The sequence below is a fragment of the Sphingobium sp. R-21 genome, assembly GCF_049913335.1.
Lineage (GTDB): Bacteria > Pseudomonadota > Alphaproteobacteria > Sphingomonadales > Sphingomonadaceae > Sphingobium.
Map to the genome: position 1 here is coordinate 2987386 of NZ_CP184374.1, position 20532 is coordinate 3007917.

Annotated in this window: 20 protein-coding genes; 9 read left to right on the forward strand and 11 right to left on the reverse strand. The window is 65.7% G+C overall.

Annotated elements, in window-relative coordinates; all coding sequences use genetic code 11:
- Window positions 1-86 precede the first annotated feature (86 nt).
- Complete coding sequence (locus ACN9MX_RS14390; RefSeq protein WP_426387168.1) at window positions 87-947, reverse strand: hypothetical protein; 861 nt, start codon at window positions 945-947, stop codon at window positions 87-89.
- Window positions 948-1214: 267 nt separating this feature from the next.
- Between ACN9MX_RS14390 and ACN9MX_RS14395 the strand changes: the two genes are divergently transcribed.
- The 5 genes from ACN9MX_RS14395 (at window position 1215) to ACN9MX_RS14415 (ending at window position 4471) form a co-directional block, all read left to right on the forward strand.
- Window positions 1215-1871, forward strand: coding sequence for an energy transducer TonB (locus ACN9MX_RS14395; protein WP_363755685.1), 657 nt, complete (start codon window positions 1215-1217; stop codon window positions 1869-1871).
- Window positions 1872-1957: 86 nt separating this feature from the next.
- The gene (locus ACN9MX_RS14400; RefSeq protein WP_426387169.1) at window positions 1958-2716 is read left to right on the forward strand and encodes a MotA/TolQ/ExbB proton channel family protein; all 759 of its coding nucleotides are present in this window, start codon (window positions 1958-1960) and stop codon (window positions 2714-2716) included.
- Window positions 2717-2829: 113 nt separating this feature from the next.
- Entirely contained in the window at window positions 2830-3318 is a 489-nt protein-coding gene (locus ACN9MX_RS14405; RefSeq protein ID WP_363738902.1) for an ExbD/TolR family protein, read from the forward strand.
- A 78-nt stretch (window positions 3319-3396) separates the two neighbouring features.
- The gene (locus ACN9MX_RS14410) at window positions 3397-3819 is read left to right on the forward strand and encodes an ExbD/TolR family protein (RefSeq protein ID WP_013848753.1); all 423 of its coding nucleotides are present in this window, start codon (window positions 3397-3399) and stop codon (window positions 3817-3819) included.
- A 334-nt stretch (window positions 3820-4153) separates the two neighbouring features.
- The gene (locus tag ACN9MX_RS14415; RefSeq protein WP_363738905.1) at window positions 4154-4471 is read left to right on the forward strand and encodes a PilZ domain-containing protein; all 318 of its coding nucleotides are present in this window, start codon (window positions 4154-4156) and stop codon (window positions 4469-4471) included.
- Between the two features lie 146 nt (window positions 4472-4617).
- Here the strand turns inward: ACN9MX_RS14415 and ACN9MX_RS14420 are convergent, their stop codons facing one another.
- Window positions 4618-7272, reverse strand: coding sequence for a TonB-dependent receptor (locus ACN9MX_RS14420; RefSeq protein ID WP_426387518.1), 2655 nt, complete (start codon window positions 7270-7272; stop codon window positions 4618-4620).
- A 320-nt stretch (window positions 7273-7592) separates the two neighbouring features.
- Window positions 7593-8351 carry a class I SAM-dependent methyltransferase gene (locus ACN9MX_RS14425; RefSeq protein ID WP_426387170.1) on the reverse strand — a complete coding sequence of 253 codons (759 nt, stop codon included), beginning with the start codon at window positions 8349-8351 and terminating at the stop codon, window positions 7593-7595.
- Between the two features lie 127 nt (window positions 8352-8478).
- On the opposite strand from ACN9MX_RS14425, the gene pip reads away from it, so the two are divergent.
- A complete protein-coding gene (gene pip / locus ACN9MX_RS14430; RefSeq protein ID WP_426387171.1) occupies window positions 8479-9432 on the forward strand; it encodes a prolyl aminopeptidase in 954 nt (317 codons plus the stop codon).
- A 2-nt stretch (window positions 9433-9434) separates the two neighbouring features.
- Window positions 9435-9761, forward strand: a complete 327-nt coding sequence (locus ACN9MX_RS14435) for a hypothetical protein (protein WP_363738913.1) — start codon at window positions 9435-9437, stop codon at window positions 9759-9761.
- A gap of 12 nt (window positions 9762-9773) precedes the next feature.
- On the opposite strand, the gene ACN9MX_RS14440 is transcribed toward ACN9MX_RS14435, so the two are convergent.
- Together ACN9MX_RS14440 and ACN9MX_RS14445 are read right to left on the reverse strand one after the other, a co-directional pair.
- A complete protein-coding gene (locus ACN9MX_RS14440) occupies window positions 9774-11561 on the reverse strand; it encodes an ABC transporter transmembrane domain-containing protein (RefSeq protein WP_426387172.1) in 1788 nt (595 codons plus the stop codon).
- A 142-nt stretch (window positions 11562-11703) separates the two neighbouring features.
- Complete coding sequence (locus ACN9MX_RS14445) at window positions 11704-13002, reverse strand: class I SAM-dependent methyltransferase (RefSeq protein ID WP_363755695.1); 1299 nt, start codon at window positions 13000-13002, stop codon at window positions 11704-11706.
- 96 nt (window positions 13003-13098) lie between these two features.
- Between ACN9MX_RS14445 and dgcA the strand changes: the two genes are divergently transcribed.
- On the forward strand, window positions 13099-14073 hold the full coding sequence (gene dgcA, locus ACN9MX_RS14450; RefSeq protein WP_426387173.1) for an N-acetyl-D-Glu racemase DgcA: 975 nt from the start codon (window positions 13099-13101) through the stop codon (window positions 14071-14073).
- A 49-nt stretch (window positions 14074-14122) separates the two neighbouring features.
- Here the strand turns inward: dgcA and ACN9MX_RS14455 are convergent, their stop codons facing one another.
- The 6 genes from ACN9MX_RS14455 to ACN9MX_RS14480 all read right to left on the reverse strand — a co-directional run bounded on the left by ACN9MX_RS14455 (window position 14123) and on the right by ACN9MX_RS14480 (window position 19081).
- A complete protein-coding gene (locus tag ACN9MX_RS14455) occupies window positions 14123-14509 on the reverse strand; it encodes a hypothetical protein (protein ID WP_363831093.1) in 387 nt (128 codons plus the stop codon).
- Between the two features lie 103 nt (window positions 14510-14612).
- Window positions 14613-15791 carry a mechanosensitive ion channel family protein gene (locus tag ACN9MX_RS14460; protein WP_426387174.1) on the reverse strand — a complete coding sequence of 393 codons (1179 nt, stop codon included), beginning with the start codon at window positions 15789-15791 and terminating at the stop codon, window positions 14613-14615.
- Between the two features lie 27 nt (window positions 15792-15818).
- Window positions 15819-16826, reverse strand: a complete 1008-nt coding sequence (locus ACN9MX_RS14465; protein ID WP_426387175.1) for a DNA topoisomerase IB — start codon at window positions 16824-16826, stop codon at window positions 15819-15821.
- Between the two features lie 86 nt (window positions 16827-16912).
- Entirely contained in the window at window positions 16913-17605 is a 693-nt protein-coding gene (locus ACN9MX_RS14470) for a hypothetical protein (protein ID WP_363738926.1), read from the reverse strand.
- Window positions 17602-18963, reverse strand: a complete 1362-nt coding sequence (locus ACN9MX_RS14475) for a putative O-glycosylation ligase, exosortase A system-associated (RefSeq protein ID WP_426387176.1) — start codon at window positions 18961-18963, stop codon at window positions 17602-17604. Before ACN9MX_RS14475 ends, ACN9MX_RS14470 begins: the two co-directional genes overlap by 4 nt.
- Window positions 18956-19081 (reverse strand): hypothetical protein, encoded by a 126-nt coding sequence (locus ACN9MX_RS14480; RefSeq protein WP_363738930.1) that lies wholly within the window; start codon window positions 19079-19081, stop codon window positions 18956-18958. The genes ACN9MX_RS14475 and ACN9MX_RS14480 overlap by 8 nt, the downstream gene beginning before the upstream one ends.
- A gap of 206 nt (window positions 19082-19287) precedes the next feature.
- On the opposite strand from ACN9MX_RS14480, the gene ACN9MX_RS14485 reads away from it, so the two are divergent.
- Window positions 19288-20532: a TIGR04063 family PEP-CTERM/XrtA system glycosyltransferase gene (locus tag ACN9MX_RS14485; protein ID WP_426387177.1), complete on the forward strand. Its 1245-nt coding sequence runs from the start codon at window positions 19288-19290 to the stop codon at window positions 20530-20532.

The following is a 20532-nucleotide window of genomic DNA, read 5'->3' on the forward strand; positions in this document are numbered from 1 at the left end:
TCGCGGGACGTCGCGCTGATAGCGGCCCCTGCGCATCTGTCCAAGGAAAAGGAGCCGGCGGCGCGACCGAAAACTGTCGCCGCCGATCAGCGGACAGCCCTCGTCCGTCCGCACGGACCCAGGGCGTCAAGGACGAGCTGGTAGTCAGCGCGGGCCAGTTCGGCATCCTGGGGAGAAAGCGCGCGGACGGACCGCGCCGGCAGCGCGTTGGGCAGGCCGCATGCCAGTCGGTACCACAGCAGGCTGCCTGGTGCCGGCGGGCGGGCGGCCTCATCCACTATCTCTCCCAGCGCGACGGCCCAGCGCGGCTGCTGCCCGGGCCGGCGCAATATTGACAGTGAGACCGGATCGCCATTTTCCGTTCGCAGGAAGATCTGCGTCTCACCTTCGCCCGCGATGGTGCCCGCGACATGGAAGGCATCTCCCAATCCGACGATGCGAGGCGGTGCGTTGGCGGCGACCAGTTCCGAAAGGATCGCCTTCACGCGCTCGGTTTCGGCGGGCGAGGCGATGATCTGGGCATCGCGCGCGACGAGCTGGATTTCGCCGGGACGGGCGCCGGGACGGGCGAACAGTATGACCTGCGCCTTCTTGAGCTTGGGCATCTTGCCCCGCGCGTCGAGCGGCGCGTCGTAAAGGTAGCGGACAGTCGGGCTGATTCCCCCTTCGCCGCGAATCAGATTGCTCACATTTGCCTCGATATAGACCCTCTGATAGCCTGTCGGGACCGCGCCGGCCTGTCCCGGCTTCAATTTGATGATGTTGCCAATCCGCGCCTGTGCCACCAGCGGCGCGGCGTCGGCGAGGTCCGCGAGATCCGCGTAAGCGAGTCCCGCCACCCGTTCCGATGGTTGCGCGACGGTCCGCTCAGACCCCGCCTGAGCCGCGGAAATCTGCGATTGTGCGGCGGAAATGAGGCAAAGAAGGGCCAGCTTCCGTAGGGTCATGGTGGATTTTTTTTTCATCTTCGTCCTAATGATAGTAGCGCGTGGCATATTTACCACACGCAAGTCTTTCCGGTGTGTAGTGACGGTCGCAAACGAACATATCGATAAAGCGTTTGCGTGCCACGATGCGCCGCGATAGGAGTTCGCACGGTAGCAAATGGACGGATAGGGGCCAAGATGACCGGGGTAGCCCGGCCAGCTCGGGCCGTTTTTGGCTTATTTGCCGATAATCAACTGGTAAGCTGAGTTAAGGAGTGTCGTTGCCGAATGGCCTATGCTGACCACTCGCAAGGATCGAGTCGTACGATCTCGATCATTATCGTCGCCCTGATTCACGCTGTTCTGGGTTATGCCTTCGTCACCGGTCTTGGCATGAAATATGTCAAAAAGGCGGCGGAACAGCTGAACGTGATCGACGTCAAGGAGGAACCGCCGCCACCGGACGAGGAGCCGCCGCCGCCGCCGCCAGACCAGCCGGTCGAACCGCCGCCGGTCGTTGCGCCGCCGCCGATTGTTCAGACCCCGGCCCCCGCTCCGCCGATCCAGACGGTTCGGACCCCGCCGCCGGTCTTCAACCCGGTTCCGGTCGCGGCCCCGCCGCCCCCGGCGCCTCCACCGCCTGCGGTGCCTGCGTCGCGTGCAACGCCGCGCAGCGCTCCGGGCAGTTGGCTCAGCGATGCCGACTATCCGAGCCGCGCGCAGCGTGAAGAACGTTCGGGTACGGCCGGATTCCGCCTGGAAATCGGTCCGGATGGCCGTGTAACCAACTGTACCATCACCTCTTCGACCGGCCATGCCGATCTTGATGAGGCGACATGCCGCCTGCTGCCGAAGCGCGCGAGGTTCAAGCCCGCGACAGCAGCCGGAGGTGGTCCTATGTCGGACACGTACAACGGCCGTATCACCTGGCGTCTGCCGGAATGATTTGAAGGGTGGGCGAGCGAAACCCCGGAATGTTCCGGACGCCGCCTTCCCCTTGTTATTGATCCTTTGAGAGGGAAGTCTTGAACATGTTGATGTCTATCGCTGCGGCCGCTGCGCCGAAGTCGGAGAACCCCTATGGCCTGATGGAGGCGCTCCAGCAGGGCGGCACCATCGCCTGGACCGTTTTCATCATCCTTTGCGGTATGTCGGTCGGCACCTTCTATATTCTCTTCACCAAGCTGATCGAACAGCAGAAGGTGATCAACCAGGGCAAGAAGGTGCGTGCGACCTTCTGGCGCGCCGCCAGCCTGAAGGAAGGCACCGCCAAGCTGGAAAAGAACTCCGCCTACAAGCAGATCGTAGATGACGGCATCAAGGCGCAGGAAGAACACACCAAGCTGACCGACCCGGTCGAAGCCCATGACTGGCTGCACGGCTCGCTGGCCCGTTCGGAAGCGGCGATCAACTCGAAGCTGAACGGTGGCCTCGCGTTCCTCGCGACCGTCGGTTCGACCTCGCCGTTCATCGGTCTGTTCGGTACGGTTATCGGCATCTACCGCGCGCTGATCAAGATCGGTGCTGCCGGTCAGGCCTCGATCGACGCCGTTGCCGGCCCGGTCGGTGAAGCTCTGATCATGACCGCCCTGGGTCTGGCCGTGGCCGTTCCCGCGGTGCTCGCCTACAACTTCCTGCAGCGCCGCAACAAGTCGATCCAGGAACAGCTCGCCGGCTTCACCGTCGACCTGCTGGCCTATCTGGTGTCGAACGGCGCCGTGAAGCCCGCAATCGCCGCTGCCCCGGCCGCTCCGGCTGCCAAGCCGGTCGCTGCGCCGACCAAGGCCTGATAGGCTGAGATGCCGGCAAGGGGGTCGGCGGCGCTGCGACGCTCGGATCCCCTTATCGGACGTGGGCCCCGGATTGCCGGGGCACCATCGACAAGCATGTTAGGAAATAATCAATGGCAATGAGTGTTGGCTCTGACGGCGGTGAAGACAAGCCGATGTCCGACATCAACACGACGCCGCTCGTCGACGTCATGCTGGTGTTGCTCATCATCTTTCTCATCGCGGTCCCGGTCGTCGTCCAGACGGTTCAGCTGCAGCTCCCCAAGGTCGCGTTCGAGCCGACGACGACAAAACCGGAAAACGTGTCCCTGTCAGTTACGCAGGGTTCCGACGGTAGCTGTGCGGTCTACTGGAACATGACCCGCGTAACGTCCAGCGAGCTGCTCGACCGCGCGGTCGCGAAGCTTGAGGCGGACATCAAGAAGGCGGGCGGCGTTGAAAACCTGACGCCGGAGGATCTGCCCGAAGTGCATATCCGCGGCGACATCAACGTTCCCTATCGGTGCATCGGCGGCACCATCTACACGATGCAGCGCGCCGGTTTCCCGAAGGTCGGCTTCATATCCGAGCCCGAGCCGGGTTCGCATACGCAGCGGCTTTAAGTTACAGCCCTTTGTGCTGCATTTTCAAATCGGATGGCCGTCAACGGCCATCACTGAAAATGCTCTAGGAGTATCGCCATGGCAATGAGTGCCGGAAGAGACGATGGCGAACCGATGGTGGAAATGAACACGACGCCGTTGATCGACGTCATGCTCGTTCTCCTCATCATGTTCATCATCACCATCCCGATCCAGACCCACGCGGTCAAGATCGACCTGCCGCAGAACGCCCCGCCGACTGACAGCGTCATCGACCCTGTCAAGAACAAGGTGGCGATCGATCCCAGCGGCATCATCACCTGGAACGGTTCTGCGATCGACCTGCTGACCCTGCGTCAGTATCTGCAGCAGTCGCTGCGGTTGCCGGTCGAGCCGGAACTGCAGTTCCAGCCGAATGCGGCCACCCGCTATGTGGTCGTCGATGAAGTGCTGGCGGAGATCAAACGCGCCGGCGTGACGAAGCTGGGCTTCGTCGGCAACGAACAGTACGGCAATTTCTAAGGCCGTCATGTTCTAAGGCCTTCGTGCCGGGTCCGGCTGTGCCGGAACCCGGCTCGAAACCGGGAATGCGCATCGTAAGGAGCGCATGGCGGGCATCCGCTGGATCATCGGATGTCCATGTGCTCCCAGGGCGCGAAAACGCCGCCGCTGTCTGGCCGGGAATGTTCGACTTCCCGTTTCCGGGCGCGGGCTGGGGTGACGCAATCGGGCGCGAGATGCGCAACCTTGAACGGGGCTGCTTCGGCGGCCCCTTATTTTTGCCGCGCCAGATGCGGCTTAATGCTTTCTTCACCGTGAAAGGCGATGATGCTGATGGTCAAATCGGCATTGGATCATGGGCGTCAGAGTTCAGACAAAACCCTATAGCGGCAACGCGCGTCTCGCAGATCGCCGCACGGCGCTTATCGCCGTTCGGGTGCGGCGACCGGGCGAGACCTGGTTCAAGAGCCACATCGCGGATGTCTCCGAAGTCGGCTTCCGCCTGAAAAGCTTCATGAAATTGACAGCCGACGATGATCTGTGGATCATGTTGCCCGGCTTTGAAGGCCGCCGCGCGCGCGTGCTGTGGACCAGGGCGCATGAATCGGGATGCGTCTTCGAACGGCCGCTGCACCCCGCCATTCTGGATCACATCATCCGACTCGGCGAATAATCACGCGCTTCAGCTGGTGGATATGCCGGGAAATCGCCTGATCGCGCTTCCCCCCCGACCCGCGAAGATCGCCCTGTCGCGATCGCAGCCTCGCTTCGGCAACACCGACCCTATGGCGGCACCGATAAAAGCCGCGGCCGGTTTCCTCAGAAGAACAGCTTGCGAAAGCTGATCGTCACTGCACGGCCCGTCGGGTCCATATATCCCGGCTGGTAGCGGACCGGCGTGTTGCCGCTTGCATCGGTGACGCTCTGCCGCTGGTTGAACAGATTGTCGATGCCGATCGAAACGCGCGCACCGCGCAGGAAGGGATGGTTCTTCACCAGCGAGGGCATTTGCCCCAGATTCGCAAACAGGCGCAGGTCCACCGTCGCCAGACTGCTGAAATCCAGCCGGGATGCGCCACCAGCCGTTCCGCCCAGCGCCCCATCGACATGGGTGCCGCTCTGCCAATCCACGCTCAACCGTGCGCCCAGGCCGTTATTGGTATAGCCGGCCCGCGCATTCAGCTCATGCCGGGGCTGTCCGCCCGACGATCCGGTGGCACCCCCATTGAGCAGGTCGAGTTCCGGCACGCCGGGCGCGATCAGGATGTTCTCGTTGAAATGCCAGCTGTGGTAGAGGCTGAAGCTGAGCCGCCCTCCGCCTCCGCCGCCCCGTCCGCCGCCGAAACCGCCAGGTCCGCCAGGTCCGCCGCCCGGTCCTCGCGGCCCGCCGCCAAAGCCTCCGCCCTGGCTGCCCGGTCCGCCGCGATCGCCATCACCCCGCGGCTGGTCGCCACCACCCGGTCCAGGAGGAGGCCCTCCGGCACCGCCCTCCGGTCCGCGATTGCCGAACAATCCACGCAGATCCTGCAGTTCCTTGGGCCGCTCCTCCGGCTTGGCGCCCGCGGCCCGCCACGCTTCCACCACCTTCTGGATATGCGACTTCAGCGGAATGGAAAGATCGAAGCCCCAGCGCAGCTGCTCGCTCTGCGAACGCAGATAATTGACGGGCCGCGCATCGATCTGCACCAGATTGCCGTCCTCGTCGCGCAGGAAACGCTGCGGAAAGGCGGCCTCGATCGCTGGGGTCGGCGTCGGGAATGCCGAGATCGGGTTGGTGGTCCGGCTGTTGGTATAGGTCGCGGTGAGGGTCAGATTGGGCTTGTCGAACGGCTTGATGGTGGCGCTCAGGCGGAACTGGTCGCGCACGCTCTCCCGGAGCGCGGCGTTGCCGCCGCTCAGTTGCGTCACGAACACGGTTTGTCCGGTCGCATAGTCGAACACCGACACGTTGGGCGTGGAGATCAGCGGATCGGTGATCTGCTGGCCCGTGGGAGCGGCGCGATCCTGATTGGCCGACATCAGCAACTGCACGGCGGGCACCGGCCGCCAGCGCATGCCGTAGCCCAGCGTCGACAGCGTGCCGAAGTCGGAATAATGCTGGGCCGCCGCATTCACATTGACGCCGATGTCGCCGATTGCGCCCAGCACGCCCTTCGTCCGGCTGGTGATCGGCACGTCCAGGCTGATCTGCCCGCTGCCGATTTCGCGGCTGTAGCTGGTGTCGCGCTCCACGCCCGAACGGGTTGACCAGCTGTCAAAGCCATTGGCCGAGCCGCCCACCCGAACGGATGTCGTCACCGCCCCGGCCGGCAGGTCGAACAGCGGACCCGACAGCAGCAGGTCGCCTTGCACCGCTTTCGATTCCGCCCTTGCCCGGTCGATCAGGCGCGTCGACAGCAGGTCGGCGGAGAAGCTGCCAAAGGGGTCCGCCCCCGCGTCGATCGCGTTCTGGATCGCCGCCGTGCCCACGCCTCGATCCGTCGCGGTGCGGGTGTTGGAATAGTCTCCATTGGCGGTGAAGGACCATTGCCAGCCGCTTCCCAACAGGCCGTTCAACGTCAGGCCGACATGGCCCGTCGTGCCCCTGATCTGTTGCCCCAGCTCGCCCGCCTGCCGCAGGTAGCGATAGAAACTCGTCGGCGTGGACAGGGGTGAAAAGGGATTGCCGGCGGCCAGGTCGAACTGTGCTGCCTGAAACCCCTGCAGGCTGTCGCTGTCGGACAGTTCCAGTCGTCCGTTGAGGGACATGGATATCTTGCCCAGCGCGCGGGCTAGGGTCGCATTGGTGGCAAAGCTCTCGGTCGCCGGGCTGAGCGTGCGATGATGCGCCAGCTCGCCGCCGGTCATGCCATTCTCGCCCACCAGAAACGCGCCGATGCCGGACAATTGATTGGCCCGATCGCCCTGCACGGTCGGCACCACGCCGCGTTCGCTCTCCAGCAACGATGCGGCGGTCTTGTACTGCATGTCCAGGGTGAAGCGATTGTCGCCCCGGATGCGCAGCACGGCCCCTTCCGCGGAGCCGTTGTCGCCTCCCCCCTGCGTCGTCGTGCCCGCGCGCAGGTCCACCGTCTCGGCGCGGAACCGCTGGCGCAGCACGATGTTCACCACCTTCTGCGTCGGCGCATAGCCATAGCTGAGCGCGACTTCTTCGGGCAGGATGTCGACGCGCGCCACCGCTTCGGACGGGATGTCCTGAATCTCCGAAAAGCTGGAGATGCGCTTGCCGTTCAGCAGCACTACCGGCGTTCCGTTGGTCTGGGGCGACAATTCCGTGATCATCTCCGATATGGACGTGACGCCCAGGGCACGCACATCGGCCGGGGAAAGCTGCTGCTCCGGCTTGATATTGCCGACCACGGCGCCGCGTTGGGGCTGGCCGGTGACGACGATCTCATCGGCATCGTCCATCTGCCCGGCCGGGCCTTTGGGGCCCTCCGTCTGCGCCATCAGCGCCTCCGGCGCCGCGCTCATCATCAATGGAAGCAGAAAGCAGGCGAAGGAACGGCGCACTATGACCCCCTGGGATTGGAACCTGAATGCCCTCCCTCTAGGGGGGAGTTGTCGCAAGACTCTGGCAACGCCTGTAAAGATTTGTCGCAAAATGTAATCCGGCGTCGCACCGCCGGTCGGAAAGCGTCATGGAATAGGATGCCGGATCCATGACGCCGCCTTCATGAGGCCGCCCTCGCGCGTCGGGGCGCCCATGGCCGCTACGCGCCCCGCAGCGGGATGGCGCGCCCAGCACCACCGACCGCTTCTTCCGTTTCCGGCCTCCCGCGTTCGAACGATCCTTATTTCGGCTTGCGAAAGCGGAAGAGGAAGCGATCGGTCTTGCCGCGGATGGCGGGATCAAACACGGGCTTGCTGTGGTCGTCCTGCGGATTGGCCAGCAACGGGCTTTCCGCCTCCAGCACGAAGCCGGCCTTGGTGAAGTCGGCCTTCACCACCGCCGGATCGATCCTGTGCAGCTTGTCGACGATCGCCCGGGTGTCGCCCGCCGGTCCGACATGATCGATCACGCCGACGATCCCGCCCGGCTTCGTCGCCGCGTAGAGCGCCGTGACGAAGGCGGCCGGATCGGCGACGGGAATGCCCATCTCCTGGGACTGCCAGTAAAGGTCGTGATAATTGAGGTTGAGGATGGTGAAGTCGAAGCTGCCGGGCGGCGCGGTGAAAGCTTCGAAAGGATAGCTGACCCACCGCACCTCGGGTCGACGGGCCTGCAGCTTTTGCCATTTCTGGAGGCTTTCGGCATCGGCCGTGAACTGGCTGGGCTCAAAGCCCGTCACCGTCCCCTTCGGACCGACGACATCGGCCATGATCTCCGCCCAATAGCCGGAACCCGTCACGATGTCCGCCGCCTTCATGCCCGGCTTCAGGCCAAGGAAGGCAAGCGTTTCGGCCGGCTTGCGTCCCTCGTCCAGCGCCTTTGCCTCTGCGGGGCGCCCGGGATCGGCAATGGCGGCGGCAAAATCGGGTGCCTTCGCCAGGGCAGCGGGAGCGCAAGCGAAGACAAGGCCGGCGCAGACAAGCGCAAGGGTGGAACGCATCGGAATCCCTCCTGTATGAATCGCGCGAAAGATGCACCGGGCTTCGTCGCCACTCAAGCGTCGCCGATCGAAGCGGATCGCGCGTCCGTCGATTGCATTGGCCGCCAGACTTTCTACACATTGGTGCATGCGCACGCTTTATCCCGCCTTGGAACCCTTTGCTTCAGGATATCTCGACGTCGGTGATGGCCACCGCATCTATTGGGAGCGGGCGGGAACGCCGGGCGCAAAGCCCGCCGTCTTCCTGCATGGCGGGCCGGGCGGCGGCATATCGCCCGATCACCGCCGCCTGTTCGATCCGGAACGCTACGATGTCCTTCTTTTCGACCAGCGCGGCTGCGGTCGCTCGACGCCCCATGCGGAGCTGGAGGCGAACAGTACCTGGCATCTGGTCGCCGATATCGAACGCCTGCGGCAGATGATGGGGGTCGACCAATGGCTGGTCTTCGGCGGAAGCTGGGGTTCGACGCTGGCCCTGGCCTATGCCCAGAGCCACGCCGAGCGCGTCACCGAACTGGTGCTGCGCGGCATCTTCACCATCCGCAGGCAGGAGATCGACTGGTATTATCAGCAGGGCGCGAGCCGCATCTATCCGGACAAATGGGAACGCTTCGTCGCGCCCATCCCGGAATCGGAACGCGGCGACCTGCTCCACGCCTATCGCCGCATCCTGACCGGCGACGATCGGTTGCGGCAGATCGCCGCGGCCAAGGCCTGGAGCGTCTGGGAAGGCGAAACCATCCGCCTGATGCCCGACGCGACGCTGTCCGCCACGCATGAGGCCGATGATTTCGCGCTCGCCTTCGCGCGGATCGAAAATCATTATTTCGTCCATGGCGGCTGGCTGGAGGAAGGCCAGCTCATCCGCGACGCCGGAAAACTGGCGGGCATCCCCGGCGTCATCGTGCAGGGCCGCTATGACATGGCCTGTCCCGCCGAAACCGCCTGGGCGCTGCACCGGGCCTGGCCGCAGGCGCGCTTCGAAATGATCGAAGGGGCGGGCCACGCATTCAACGAACCCGGCATATTGGACGCGCTCATCCGGGCGACGGACGGGTTTGCCGCTCAAGCGAAAGGATAATCATGCGCACATGGATGGTGCTGGCGGGGGTGTTCACCCTGATCGCCTGCGGCGATAGCAGCGACCGGATCACGGCCGTCGATCGCCGGGAAACGCCAGAAACCGGCGCCGCTGCGGCCGTCGCGAAGCTTGACGAGGCCCAGCGCAACGGCGTGCTGGAACGGGCCGTGCGCGCGTCGGGGGCGGCTTGCCCCACGGTCACCCGATCGGAGCGCACGGAAGTCCGGCCCGGCGTCAAGGGCTGGAAGGCCGAGTGCAATGACGGCACGGCCCATCTGATCGAGATCCAGGCCGACGGCACCGCGAACGTCACCAGCCGCACGCACTGACCGCCACGCCCCTCAGCTGGCGGCAACATCCTGAAACTGCAGATTGGCCAGCCGCGCATAGAGCCCCTTCTGCTGCATCAGCGTGGCATGGTCGCCCTGTTCGACCAGCCGCCCCTCATCCAGCACCAGGATGCGGTCGGCTGCCCTCACGGTGGCCAGACGATGGGCGATGACGATGGTGGTGCGGCCCTGCATCAACCGTCCCAGCGCGTCCTGCACCAGCCGCTCCGATTCGGCGTCGAGGGCGGATGTCGCTTCGTCCAGCAGCAGGATCGGCGCATCGCGCAGCAGGGCGCGGGCGATCGACAGCCGCTGGCGCTGGCCGCCGGAAAGGCGCGCGCCTCCTTCACCCAGAAAGCTGTCCAGGCCCTGCGGCAGGGCGCGCAGGAAACCCTCCGCATTGGCGGCACGGGCCGCCGCCCAGATATCCTCGTCGCTGGCATCCCATCGCCCATAGCGCAGATTGTCGCGTGCGGAGGCGGCGAAGAGGATGCTTTCCTGCGGCACCATGGCCATCATGCCGCGCACTTCCGCCGGATCGGCCTGGGGCAGCGGCACGCCGTTGAGCCGGATCACGCCCGAATCGGGATCGTAGAAGCGCAGTGCCAACTGGATCAGGGTCGATTTCCCCGCGCCGGAGGGGCCGACGATCGCAACGGTCTCGCCTGGCGCGATGTCGACCGAAATGCCGTGCAGGGCCGCCTGGTCGGGGCGGGTGGGATAGCGGAAATGCACGTCCTCGAACTGAAGATGCGCGCCATGTTCGGTCCGCGGCACCGGCACGGTCCGCGTCGGAGCGGTGATCTGTGGGGTCGCGCCCATCAACTCATGCAGCCGCCCGGCGGCACCCGCGCCGCGCAGCAGGTCGCCCCAGGTTTCCGACAGCGCACCGAAAGCGCCCGCGACCAGGCCGCCTGTCAGGACGAAGGCGGCGATGCTGCCCCCGGACAGCTTCCCGTCGGCAACGTCCAGCGCACCCTGCCACATGACCGCCGTGATCGACCCGAAGACCAGCGCGATGACGATCGCCGTCATCGCCGCGCGCAGCGCGATCCGGCGGCGCGCGGTGGCAAAGCCGGCCTCGACCGTGCTGTCGAACCGCGCCGCTTCCCGCCCCTCCTGGCCGAAGGCCTGCACGATCTTCATCGCGCCCAGCGTTTCCGACGTGACGCTGCCGACTTCGGCCAGCCGGTCCTGGCTTGCCCGCGACAGCGCCCGCACGCGGCGGCCAAGGCCGATGATCGCGACCAATATGACGGGAATGCCAAGCAGCAGCAGCCCGGCAAGCTTGGGCGCCAGCGCGAAGAGATAGATGAGGCCGCCGATGCCCGTCACCACGTTGCGCAGCGCGATCGACACGGTCGATCCCACCACCTGGTCGATGATCGCGGTGTCGGCGGTCATGCGCGATGCGATTTCGGACGGTCGGTTTTCCTCGAAGAAACGAGGTTCCTGACGCAGCAGATTGGCCTGGGTGGCGGACCGGATGTCGGCGACGACGCGCTCCCCCAGCCAGGACACGAAGTAGAAGCGGGCGGCCGTGGCCAGCGCCAGGATCGCGACGATCAGGAACAGATATTCGAACCAGCGGCTGATGTCGCCCCCGCCCATGAAGCCGCGGTCGATCACCAGCCGGAACCCGCTCGGGATCGCCAGCGTGGCGGCGGACGAGACGAGAAGGGCGAAGAGCGCCCCCGCGATGCGGCCGGGATAGCGTCTGGCGAAGTGCCAGATCATCGACAGGCTGCCCAGTGGGGGGCGCGTCCCGGCGCGCGGCGATGGCTGTTCCACATCCTGCATGACGCCGGGCTCTAAAGGGATTTCGCGGGAAAGGGAACATTCCCGGATTCGAAATCCGACCCTTTCTGGCGGTGCGCCCCGGAGCATTTTCAAGTTGACCGGTTACGGTCGACGGCTCGGGAAATGCGGCATCGAAAGGCCGCTAGCTTGCGGGCGCGATCTCCGCCGCCAGCGTCATGATGCGCTGGGGCCCGGCGCGGCCGGTCAGGGCATAGGCCATGTCGCCCGCCTCCCAATAGGCGATGACGTCATCTGCGCGCCGGGCGAGCAGCGGGCGCGCCTCCGCCGGGGTTTCGGCCCGGTCCGCGAAGAAGGAGAGCTGCTCCCCCTGCGGCGTGGTGATCGAAACGGCGATGGCCGGGCTGTCGGGCGTGGGATAAAGCTGCACGTCTTGGACATGCCAACTGGCGGGCAGCGGCGGCAGGACGATACCGGTCGAACGCTGGATTTCGGCGGGATTGAGCGTGGCGCTTTCCACCTGGGATGCCATGCTCTGGCGCAGCAGCCCCGTGCGGTGGGATGCGGCGGCCTCGTCCAGGAAGGCGGAGGCCTGGGCGGGTTGCGGGAATTCGCCCAGTTCGCCGCGCGCAATCCAGCCCGTGGCGATCAGCGCGACGATGCCCGCTGCCCGGCCCAGATGGCGCCAAAGGCGGTGATGGTCATTGTCGTTGGCGACCGGGAGGGATGGGTCGCGGCGCCGGCCCACCAGCGTCCCCTTGGTTCCGTCATGCCTCAGCCGGAATTCGATATGCGGCCAACGCTTGCGCCAGCGCCGGGCGACGAGCCGTTCGCCGGGACGCGCTGCGTCGTCCAGCAACACCACGGCGCCCGGAGAAAGCCGGGAGAACAGGCTGTCCGCCGCGCCGCGCACCATCGGATGCACTGCCCAGGGCGGCCCGTCGATGATCAGCAGGTCGATCCTCTCGGGCAGGCTGTCGATGTCGTACCAGCGGCCCGGCCAGTCTTCCCTCTCCACGGCCAGCGGCGCATGGCGCAGATCGGCGGTCAGTCCGTGATCGGCCAGCCAGTTGCGGGTCGCCTGCACGAAGCCGTCATGCTGGTCAAAGCTGGTCAGCCGACCCCCGCCATGCAGCGCCAGGGCGCGCGCCGCGATGAGCGTCGATGCGCCCGCCCCCAGTTCCACGACATGGGCGGGCCGCAGCTCCGCGATTTCCCGGACGATATGGCGCAGGAAGCCGACATCGGCCTTCCAGCTACCCAGATGCGGCAGCGCGTCATGGGGCAGGCCAAGCTCGTCGAGCAGCGCGCGCTTGTCCGCCTTGCGCCCGCCCGACAGGCTGGCCAGCAGCCAGGGCCAGCTGATCGCGCCGAAACCGATGCGCCAGGCCCAGTCGCCCAGCGCATCCGACGGCCGCCGTCGGGACGCCGATGCGTCGGCATCGCCGAGGGACAGGATTCCGGTCAATTCTCTGGAGGTCACGGGTGCGCCTGTCCTTTATCTGCGGGTGGAGACTGGTTATGCGGCGGGATAGACCGTTCGCATAGACCCGTATATTTGCCAGCATAGGGAACGCCGATGACCCGCATCATATCCGCGACTGTTGAACGCTGGCCGGTCGCGGGGGCCTTCATCATCAGCCGTGGGGCGAAGACATCGGTGGATGTGGTCGTCTGCACGGTGGGCGATGGCACGCATGTCGGAAGAGGCGAGGGCACGGCGATCTATTATGAGGGGGAGACGGCGGAAGGCTGCGCCGCGGCGATCCAGGCCTATGCAGGGCCTCTGGAGCGGGAGGCGTTGCTGGAGACGATGCCGCGCGGGGCCGCCCGCAATGCGCTGGACTGCGCGCTGTGGGATCTGGAGGCGAAGCGCGCCGATGTACCGGTGTGGCAACTCGCCGGCGTGGAGAAGCCCGGCCCGCTGCCCACCGCCTTCACCATCAGCCTGGGCGATCCGGAAAAGATGGAGTCGGACGCGCGCGAAGCGGCGGCGCGCGGTTTCGGCCTGCTCAAATGCAAGCTGACCGGGGATGGCGACCGGGCGCGCATAGCCGCCGTGCGTGCAGGGGCGCCAGCGGTGCGGCTGATCGTCGACGCCAATGAGAGCTGGCATGATCTGGATATCGCGGACGAGGCGCGGGCCCTGGCGGAACTGGGGGTGGAGATGGTCGAGCAGCCGGTCTTCCATGGTCGGGAGGAACGGTTGGCAGGGGTCCGTTCGCCGCTGCCGCTCTGCGCGGATGAGAGTTGCCACACACGGGCCGACCTCGACCGGCTGGGCGATTTCGACGCGGTGAATATCAAGCTCGACAAGGCGGGCGGGCTGACCGAGGCCCTGGCCCTGTCGCGGGAGGCGCGGGCGCGGGGATTCCGGGTGATGGTCGGCTGCATGCTGGGCACGTCGCTGGGCATCGCTCCCGCCGCGCTGGTCGCGCAGGGGGCGGACTGGATCGACCTGGATGGCGCGCTGCTGCTGGCGAAGGACCGGGAAGGGGGACTGGAACTGCGCGAGGGGCAGCTATGGCCGGGCAACCTGTGGGGCGAGATCTAGAGCGATTTCCAAGCGATCGTCGGACATTCGCGGCAGCCCGACGCCGATATCAATAGCCCAGCGTCAGCCCCAGCGCATAATATTTCGGTCCTACATTGGCCTTGGCGCGCAGCTTGGGGATCAGCGGCATGGCAAGCGTCGCATAGGGCCGCACATTGTCGCTGCTGAAGCGTACGCCAGCGCCGATGGTGGCGGAGGCGGGGAGGGAGTAGCTTGCCTCCACGCGGCCGTAGAGCTTCGTGTCGCCGTCGCGCAGATAGACGCCGCCGCCCGGCGTCAGGCTGAAGCCGCCAATATCCATGGCATAGCCGGCGCCGATTTCCGTTCCCCAATGCCCGTCGGCGCGCCCATAGTTGAGTTCGGCGCCGATCCCCTCGGCATGGGCGGCGGGGGCGAAGGCGAGCGCGGCGGCGGTCAGCAGGCAGATCTTTTTCATGACTGTTCCGAATTATCCGTTCAGGGCGCTCCCCGACTGACTCCCGCCGACGCGCCGGGCAAGGGGGAGCAGGCAGAGCGAGTCCGATATGCGGTCGGGCGAGTCAGCCCTGGGCGCCACGCTGCGGCTGGCCGACGCGGACCACCGGCTGCACTTCCGGATAGGGCATGATCGCGCGGCCGTCCGGCGCCGCCGTGAAGCTGGTCTGCGTCGGATAGGCAAACTCGATCCCCTCCGCGTTGAAACGCTTCCATATCGCCAGGCCCACGCTGTGCCGTGACCCGAAATAATCATGGGTGTCCGGGTCGGGCACGTCGAAATTGAGCTGATAGTCGAGCGAACTGGCGCCGAAGCTGACCAGGCCTGCATTGACGAAAACATGCCCTTCCGCTTCGACGATCTCCTTCAATATGGCGGGTATGGCCTCGGCCTTGTCCTCCGGCGTCTGGTAGATGATGCCGATGGCGAAACTCACCCGCCGCTGCGCCAGCGTCTGGAGGCTGGTGATCTCCTTCTGGAGGAGGTTGGCGTTGGATATCACCTTCTTCTCGCCGCTCATCGCGCGCAGATGGGTGCTTTTAAGGCCAATGCGCTCCACGCGGGCGGTGGTCTGGTCATAGGTGATGACCTCGCCCAGCCGGAACGGCTTGTCGAAGATGATCGACAGCGCGGCGAACAGGTCGGAAAATATGCCCTGCGCCGCAAGGCCGATGGCGATGCCGCCGATGCCAAGGCCCGCGACCAGGCCGGTGACATTGACCCCCAGATTGTCCAGCACGACGATCAGCGCGATGGCGAACAGGGCAAAGGTCACCAGCACGCGGATCAGGCCCATGGCATTGGCCAGGCTCTGGCCCTCGTCCGCCGAGGTGCGCCGTTCCACCAGGCCCAATATGATCTCGCGCGCCCAGATCGCGCATTGGAAGACGGCGGCGATGGTGAAGAGGAAGGCGATGGTCTTGAGCACCATCTCCGGCGGCCTGGCATAGCTCACCACCAGCCGCGCGGCGACCATCACCATGAAGAAATGGGTCGTGCGGGCAAAGGCGCGGCCCACCACATTGGCAAGGCCCAGCGTGTCGCCCGGATGCCCCTTCAACCGCCCGCCGACGCCGCGCAGCACCGTCAGCAGGCTGTAGACGATCACCCCCGCGCCGATGGCGATCAGGATCTGCGGATAGTGGAGCGAAAACCAGTGAACCGTCGAGTGCCACATCTCGCCGAGGTTGGGCGGGCGGACATCGATCTGCGGCAGCGTGGCGGTGTCTTTTTCGGCAGCCATGAAAATCCTTGCGTTCGGGCCCGCGGATCAGGCCGCTATCGGAAGGGCGGCCGTTCCGCCAGCCTCTTCCAGAAAGACGATCAGTCCGCGTTCGTAGCGGGACAGATAGCGGGTTGCGCGCGGCAGGCGAAGCCCCTGTCGCCAGACATCCTGTCCATCGCGGCAAAGTGCGATCAGCGCAGGGTGGATATAGCTTTTGCGGCTGATCGCCGGGGTATTGCCCAGGGCTGCGGCGACCGGCTCTATCATCTGCCCGAGCGACACGTCGCCCGCCGCCAGCGTCTCGAACGCAATGACGGAGGCGCCCCAGGTGCGGAAATGCTTGGCGGTGAAATCGCTGCCCATCGCCTCCGATATATAGGCGTTGACGTCGCTGGAGGTGATCGGCCGGGCGATCCCTTCCTCATCCAGATATTGGAAGAGATGCTGTCCCGGAAGGTCCTGCATCGCGCGAACGAAGCGGACGAGCCGGCGATCGGTGATCGTCAGCTCATGCTCCCGCCCCGATTTGGCGCGATATCGCAGGCGCAGCGCCTGGCCGCGCAGGTCGACATGGCGGCGGCGCAGCGTGGTCGCGCCGAAGCTCTTGTTCGCGGCGGCATATTGTTCATTGCCGACGCGCACCTTGGCCAGGTCGAGCAGGCGGACGACGGCGGCCAGCGTCTTTTCCTTGCGCAGTCCGCGCCTGGACAGGTCGGCCTCGATCCGCGCGCGCAGCTTGGGCAGGGCGCGGCCGAACGCCGGGCAGCCGGCATATTTCTCCGCCTCCCGCGCGGCGCGGAAATCGACATGGTATCGATATTGCTTCCGGCCCCGGTCGTCATAGCCGGTCGCCTGGATATGGCCGTGCGGGTGGGGGCAGAACCAGCAGTCGCGATAGGCGGGCGGCATGGCGATGGCGTTCAGCCGGTCGATCTCTTCCCGATTGGTGATGCGCTTGCCGCCCGCGTCGAAATAGGCCCATCCCCTTTTCGCGGCCCGGCGCGTGATGCCAGGCAGGCTGTCATTGGCATGGACGACGGAAACAGACGGCATGATTTTCCGAAACCCGCCGTCGATCGCTTCGTTCCGCGAAGCGCCATGCGGGGGCGGAGGACAAAGCGCGCCCCCTATGCCGCCGGCTAAAGCCGCCTGAACCGCATGCCGCCGGACAGTTGCCAGTGCTGGGGATGCCGGCGCATCACCGACAAATGGGCGAGGGTCAGCGTCAGGCAGAGGATCGCGGCAGGGATCGCGACGGCCTGCGCCACTGGCACCAGCAGCGCGGCCGCCGTCGTGAAGATCGTTCCGCCCAGCGCCATCAATGTCGCGCCCGGCTCCCCATCCGGACCGCGCAACCAGAAGACGCAGCCGCCTATGCCCAGCGCAAAAGCCATGGCGAAGCGAGCAGCCTGGGCGGGCTCCGCCAGGCCGCAGCCGATCAGCAGCAGCAGGATGGCTCCGGCCAGGCCACGACGCGGCAGGCGGCCGAGCAGATTGGCGACGACCGGATAGATCAGCAATTCGCCCATGGCGATGGCGACCAGAATGGCCATGGCAAGGCGGCCCTGCTCCAGTCCGGCGAAGAGCGCGACAGCCGCGATCCCGGCCCAGGGCATCAGCCGCAGGGGCGCCATGCGGATATGGCTGATCCAGCCGCGCAATCCCGCGCGGGTTTCCCACCGCCGGTCCGCCAGCCGCAACTGGAAGGCGGCGACGATGAACAGGGCCTCCGCGCTCCAGGGCAGCAGGGACGGCATGATCAGCGGCGCGGCGAGCACCAGTCCCAGCAGCAGCCCATGCGCCACTCCCAATATCTTCAACTCGCCCTTCATGCGGGACTCCCCTGCGCGACTGCCGTTGCGGGAAATAACGGCTGGCGCGCGGCCAACTTGCGTTTCCGGGTCAAATAGGTGTCGAGGCCGATCTGCAGCGACAGCATCATGAAGATGAAGGGCTGGTAGGCGATGCCCACGAACAGCGATCCCACCATGTAGATGACATGCCCCTGCTGCAGCGCGAGCGCGAAGGGCGATACCCATGCCTCATCGCCTTCCCGCGTTCGGTACAGGCGCCGGATCGCCTCGGTGCGGATGAAGCAGGTCAGATGCAGCAGCGCCCACAGGAAGAAGCCGAAATAGCCCTGCTCGCCCAACATCTCGAAATAGGCGCTGTGATAGGCGCGGCCATGATCGGTGATGATGCGGTTTTCCATGCGCGAACCGGCAGCGTCGATCACCTGCTCCTGCATGACATAGGTGAATTTGTTCTGCAGATAATTGTCGAAGCCGCCGCCGCCCGGATGCTCACGCACATAGTCCAGCGTCCATTTCCACACGGCCAGGCGGGTCGAGGCGCTTTCGTCCTGGCTGTGATTCTCGATCGTCGACATGCGCTGCGTGAAGCTGGCGGGCAGGAAGGGGATGGCCGCCAGCGCCGCGACAGCCATCAATGGGCCATAGAGGAAACGCCGCTTCGACCGCATCAGCATCAGCCCCGCCAGGATGGCGATGCAGACAATGCCGGTGCGCGCCTCCGTGCCCAGGGGCATCAGCAGGCAGGCGAAGCAGAGCGCATAGGCGAACAGTTTCACCCGCCAGTCGGGCGGGAAGACGGTGCCATGCCGGGACAGCCAGAGGATCAGCGGGATCAGCGAAATGGCGACGGTCGAAATGATGCTGCCTTCATAAAGACCGCTATTATTGTCGACCATCAGGTTCAGCACGCCATAACCACCCCCCGACAATGCCGTCTTCATGCCGCCATTGATGATGATCGTGCTGGCGCAGAGCACCATGAACAGGGCCAGGGCCTCGATTCGCAGGCGAGTGCGCAGGGTGACGGGCAGGAAGATGGCGAACAGCATCGCCTTCCACACCCAGCCCCATTTGGTCGCGGCGTTGATCGGGAAGTCCGCGGTCGCCGTGGTATAGCCGCACCAGGCGAGCAACAGCAGCAGGATGAACTGCCGCGCGGACAGGCGGCAATCCTTCTTGTCGTCGACCAATATCCACGCTCCCACCGCCAGCACGAAGGCGATGAAGGAAATGGGAATGCTGTTCAGCAGGAAATAGGAAAGCCGCTGGGGCGAGACGATGTCGATATAGGCATAGACCGCGATCAGCAGGAAAGGCCGCCGGAATCCGGCCAGGAAGAAGGCGCCCAGGAAGGCGACGAAGAACAGGTCACGCATCGCCGCCCTCCGCTCGCGGGTCGGAGGGGTCGCGATCCAGGTCAGGCCGCGACAGCAGCCGCCAGGCCGCCAGCAGGATGACGCCATGGCTGATGAGAAGGGAAAGGGCGTCGATCATCGCGTGTGTTGCGGGCCATCCATTATCTGCAAACTGCTCCTGCGAAGGCACTCGAGTGAGACGAGCGGCCCGCGAGAGCCCGGTCCAGACGGCAGAACTGGACTCCTGCCTTCGCAGGAGCACCTCGTACTGAAGCCTGAACCATCCCACCCCTAACCCAACAGAGTTGACGGCCCGTTAAACCTTTTCCGGCAAGACTCAGGGCCATGACACGGATTCTGCCAGATCCCCGGATTCTTCATGTGCTGGACCACAGCCTGCCCATGCACAGTGGATATACCTTCCGCACCCGCGCGATCCTGCGGGCGCAACAGGCAAAGGGGTGGGAGGTGCGCGGCATCACCGGCCATCGCCACGCCGCGCCGGGTCCGCTGGAGGAGATGGTTGACGGCCTGCATTTCCATCGCACGCCGGGCGAATCGACCGGCGCCCATGCGCTGCTGCGCGAATGGCGCGATATTTCCGCCCATGCCGACGCCATCGATGCGCTGGTGCGCCAGTGGCGGCCCGACATCATCCACGCCCATTCGCCGGTGCTGAACGCCATCGCCGCGCAGAAGGTGGCGAAGCGGCACAATATCCCCATGATCTACGAAATCCGCGCCTTCTGGGAGGATGCGGCGGTGGGCAACGGCACCGGGACGGAGGGCAGCCCCCGCTACTGGCTGACCCGGCAACTGGAAACCCATGCCGTCCGCACCGCCGATGCGGTCGCGGTGATCTGCGAAGGGCTGCGCGGCGATCTGGTGGCGCGGGGCATCGATGCCGCCAAGATCATCGTCTCGCCCAATGGGGTCGACATGGACCAGTTCGGCACGCCCGTCCCCCGCGATCCCGCGCTGACCGCGAAACTGGGGCTGGATGGCGCCGACGTCGTCGGTTTCATCGGCAGCTTCTACGATTATGAGGGGCTGGACGATCTCATCGCCGCACTGCCGAAACTGGTGCGCGCCCGTCCGAAGGCGAAGCTGCTGCTGGTCGGCGGCGGGCCGCGTGAACAGGCACTGCGCGACCAGGCCATGGCCTCTCCCTTTGCCGACCATATCGTCTTCGTCGGACGCGTGCCGCACGATCAGGTCGAGGATTATTATGCGCAGGTCGATATCCTCGCCTATCCGCGCAAATCGATGCGCCTTACCGATCTGGTGACGCCGCTGAAGCCGCTGGAGGCCATGGCGCAGGGCCGGCTGGTCGCCGCATCCAGCGTCGGCGGCCATCGCGAACTGATCGAACATGGCGTCACCGGCACGCTGTTCGCGCCCGACGATCCGCCGGCCCTTGCCGCCGCGCTGGCCGGGATGTTCGCGGATCGCGGCTTCTGGGACGACCGGCGTGCGGTGGCGCGCGCCTTCGTGGAGCGGGAGCGTAACTGGTCGTCAAACATTCTTCGCTACGAACCTGTCTATCGGCAATTGCTGACGCGCCCGGAGCGGGTGCGGGCGGCGGCGTGA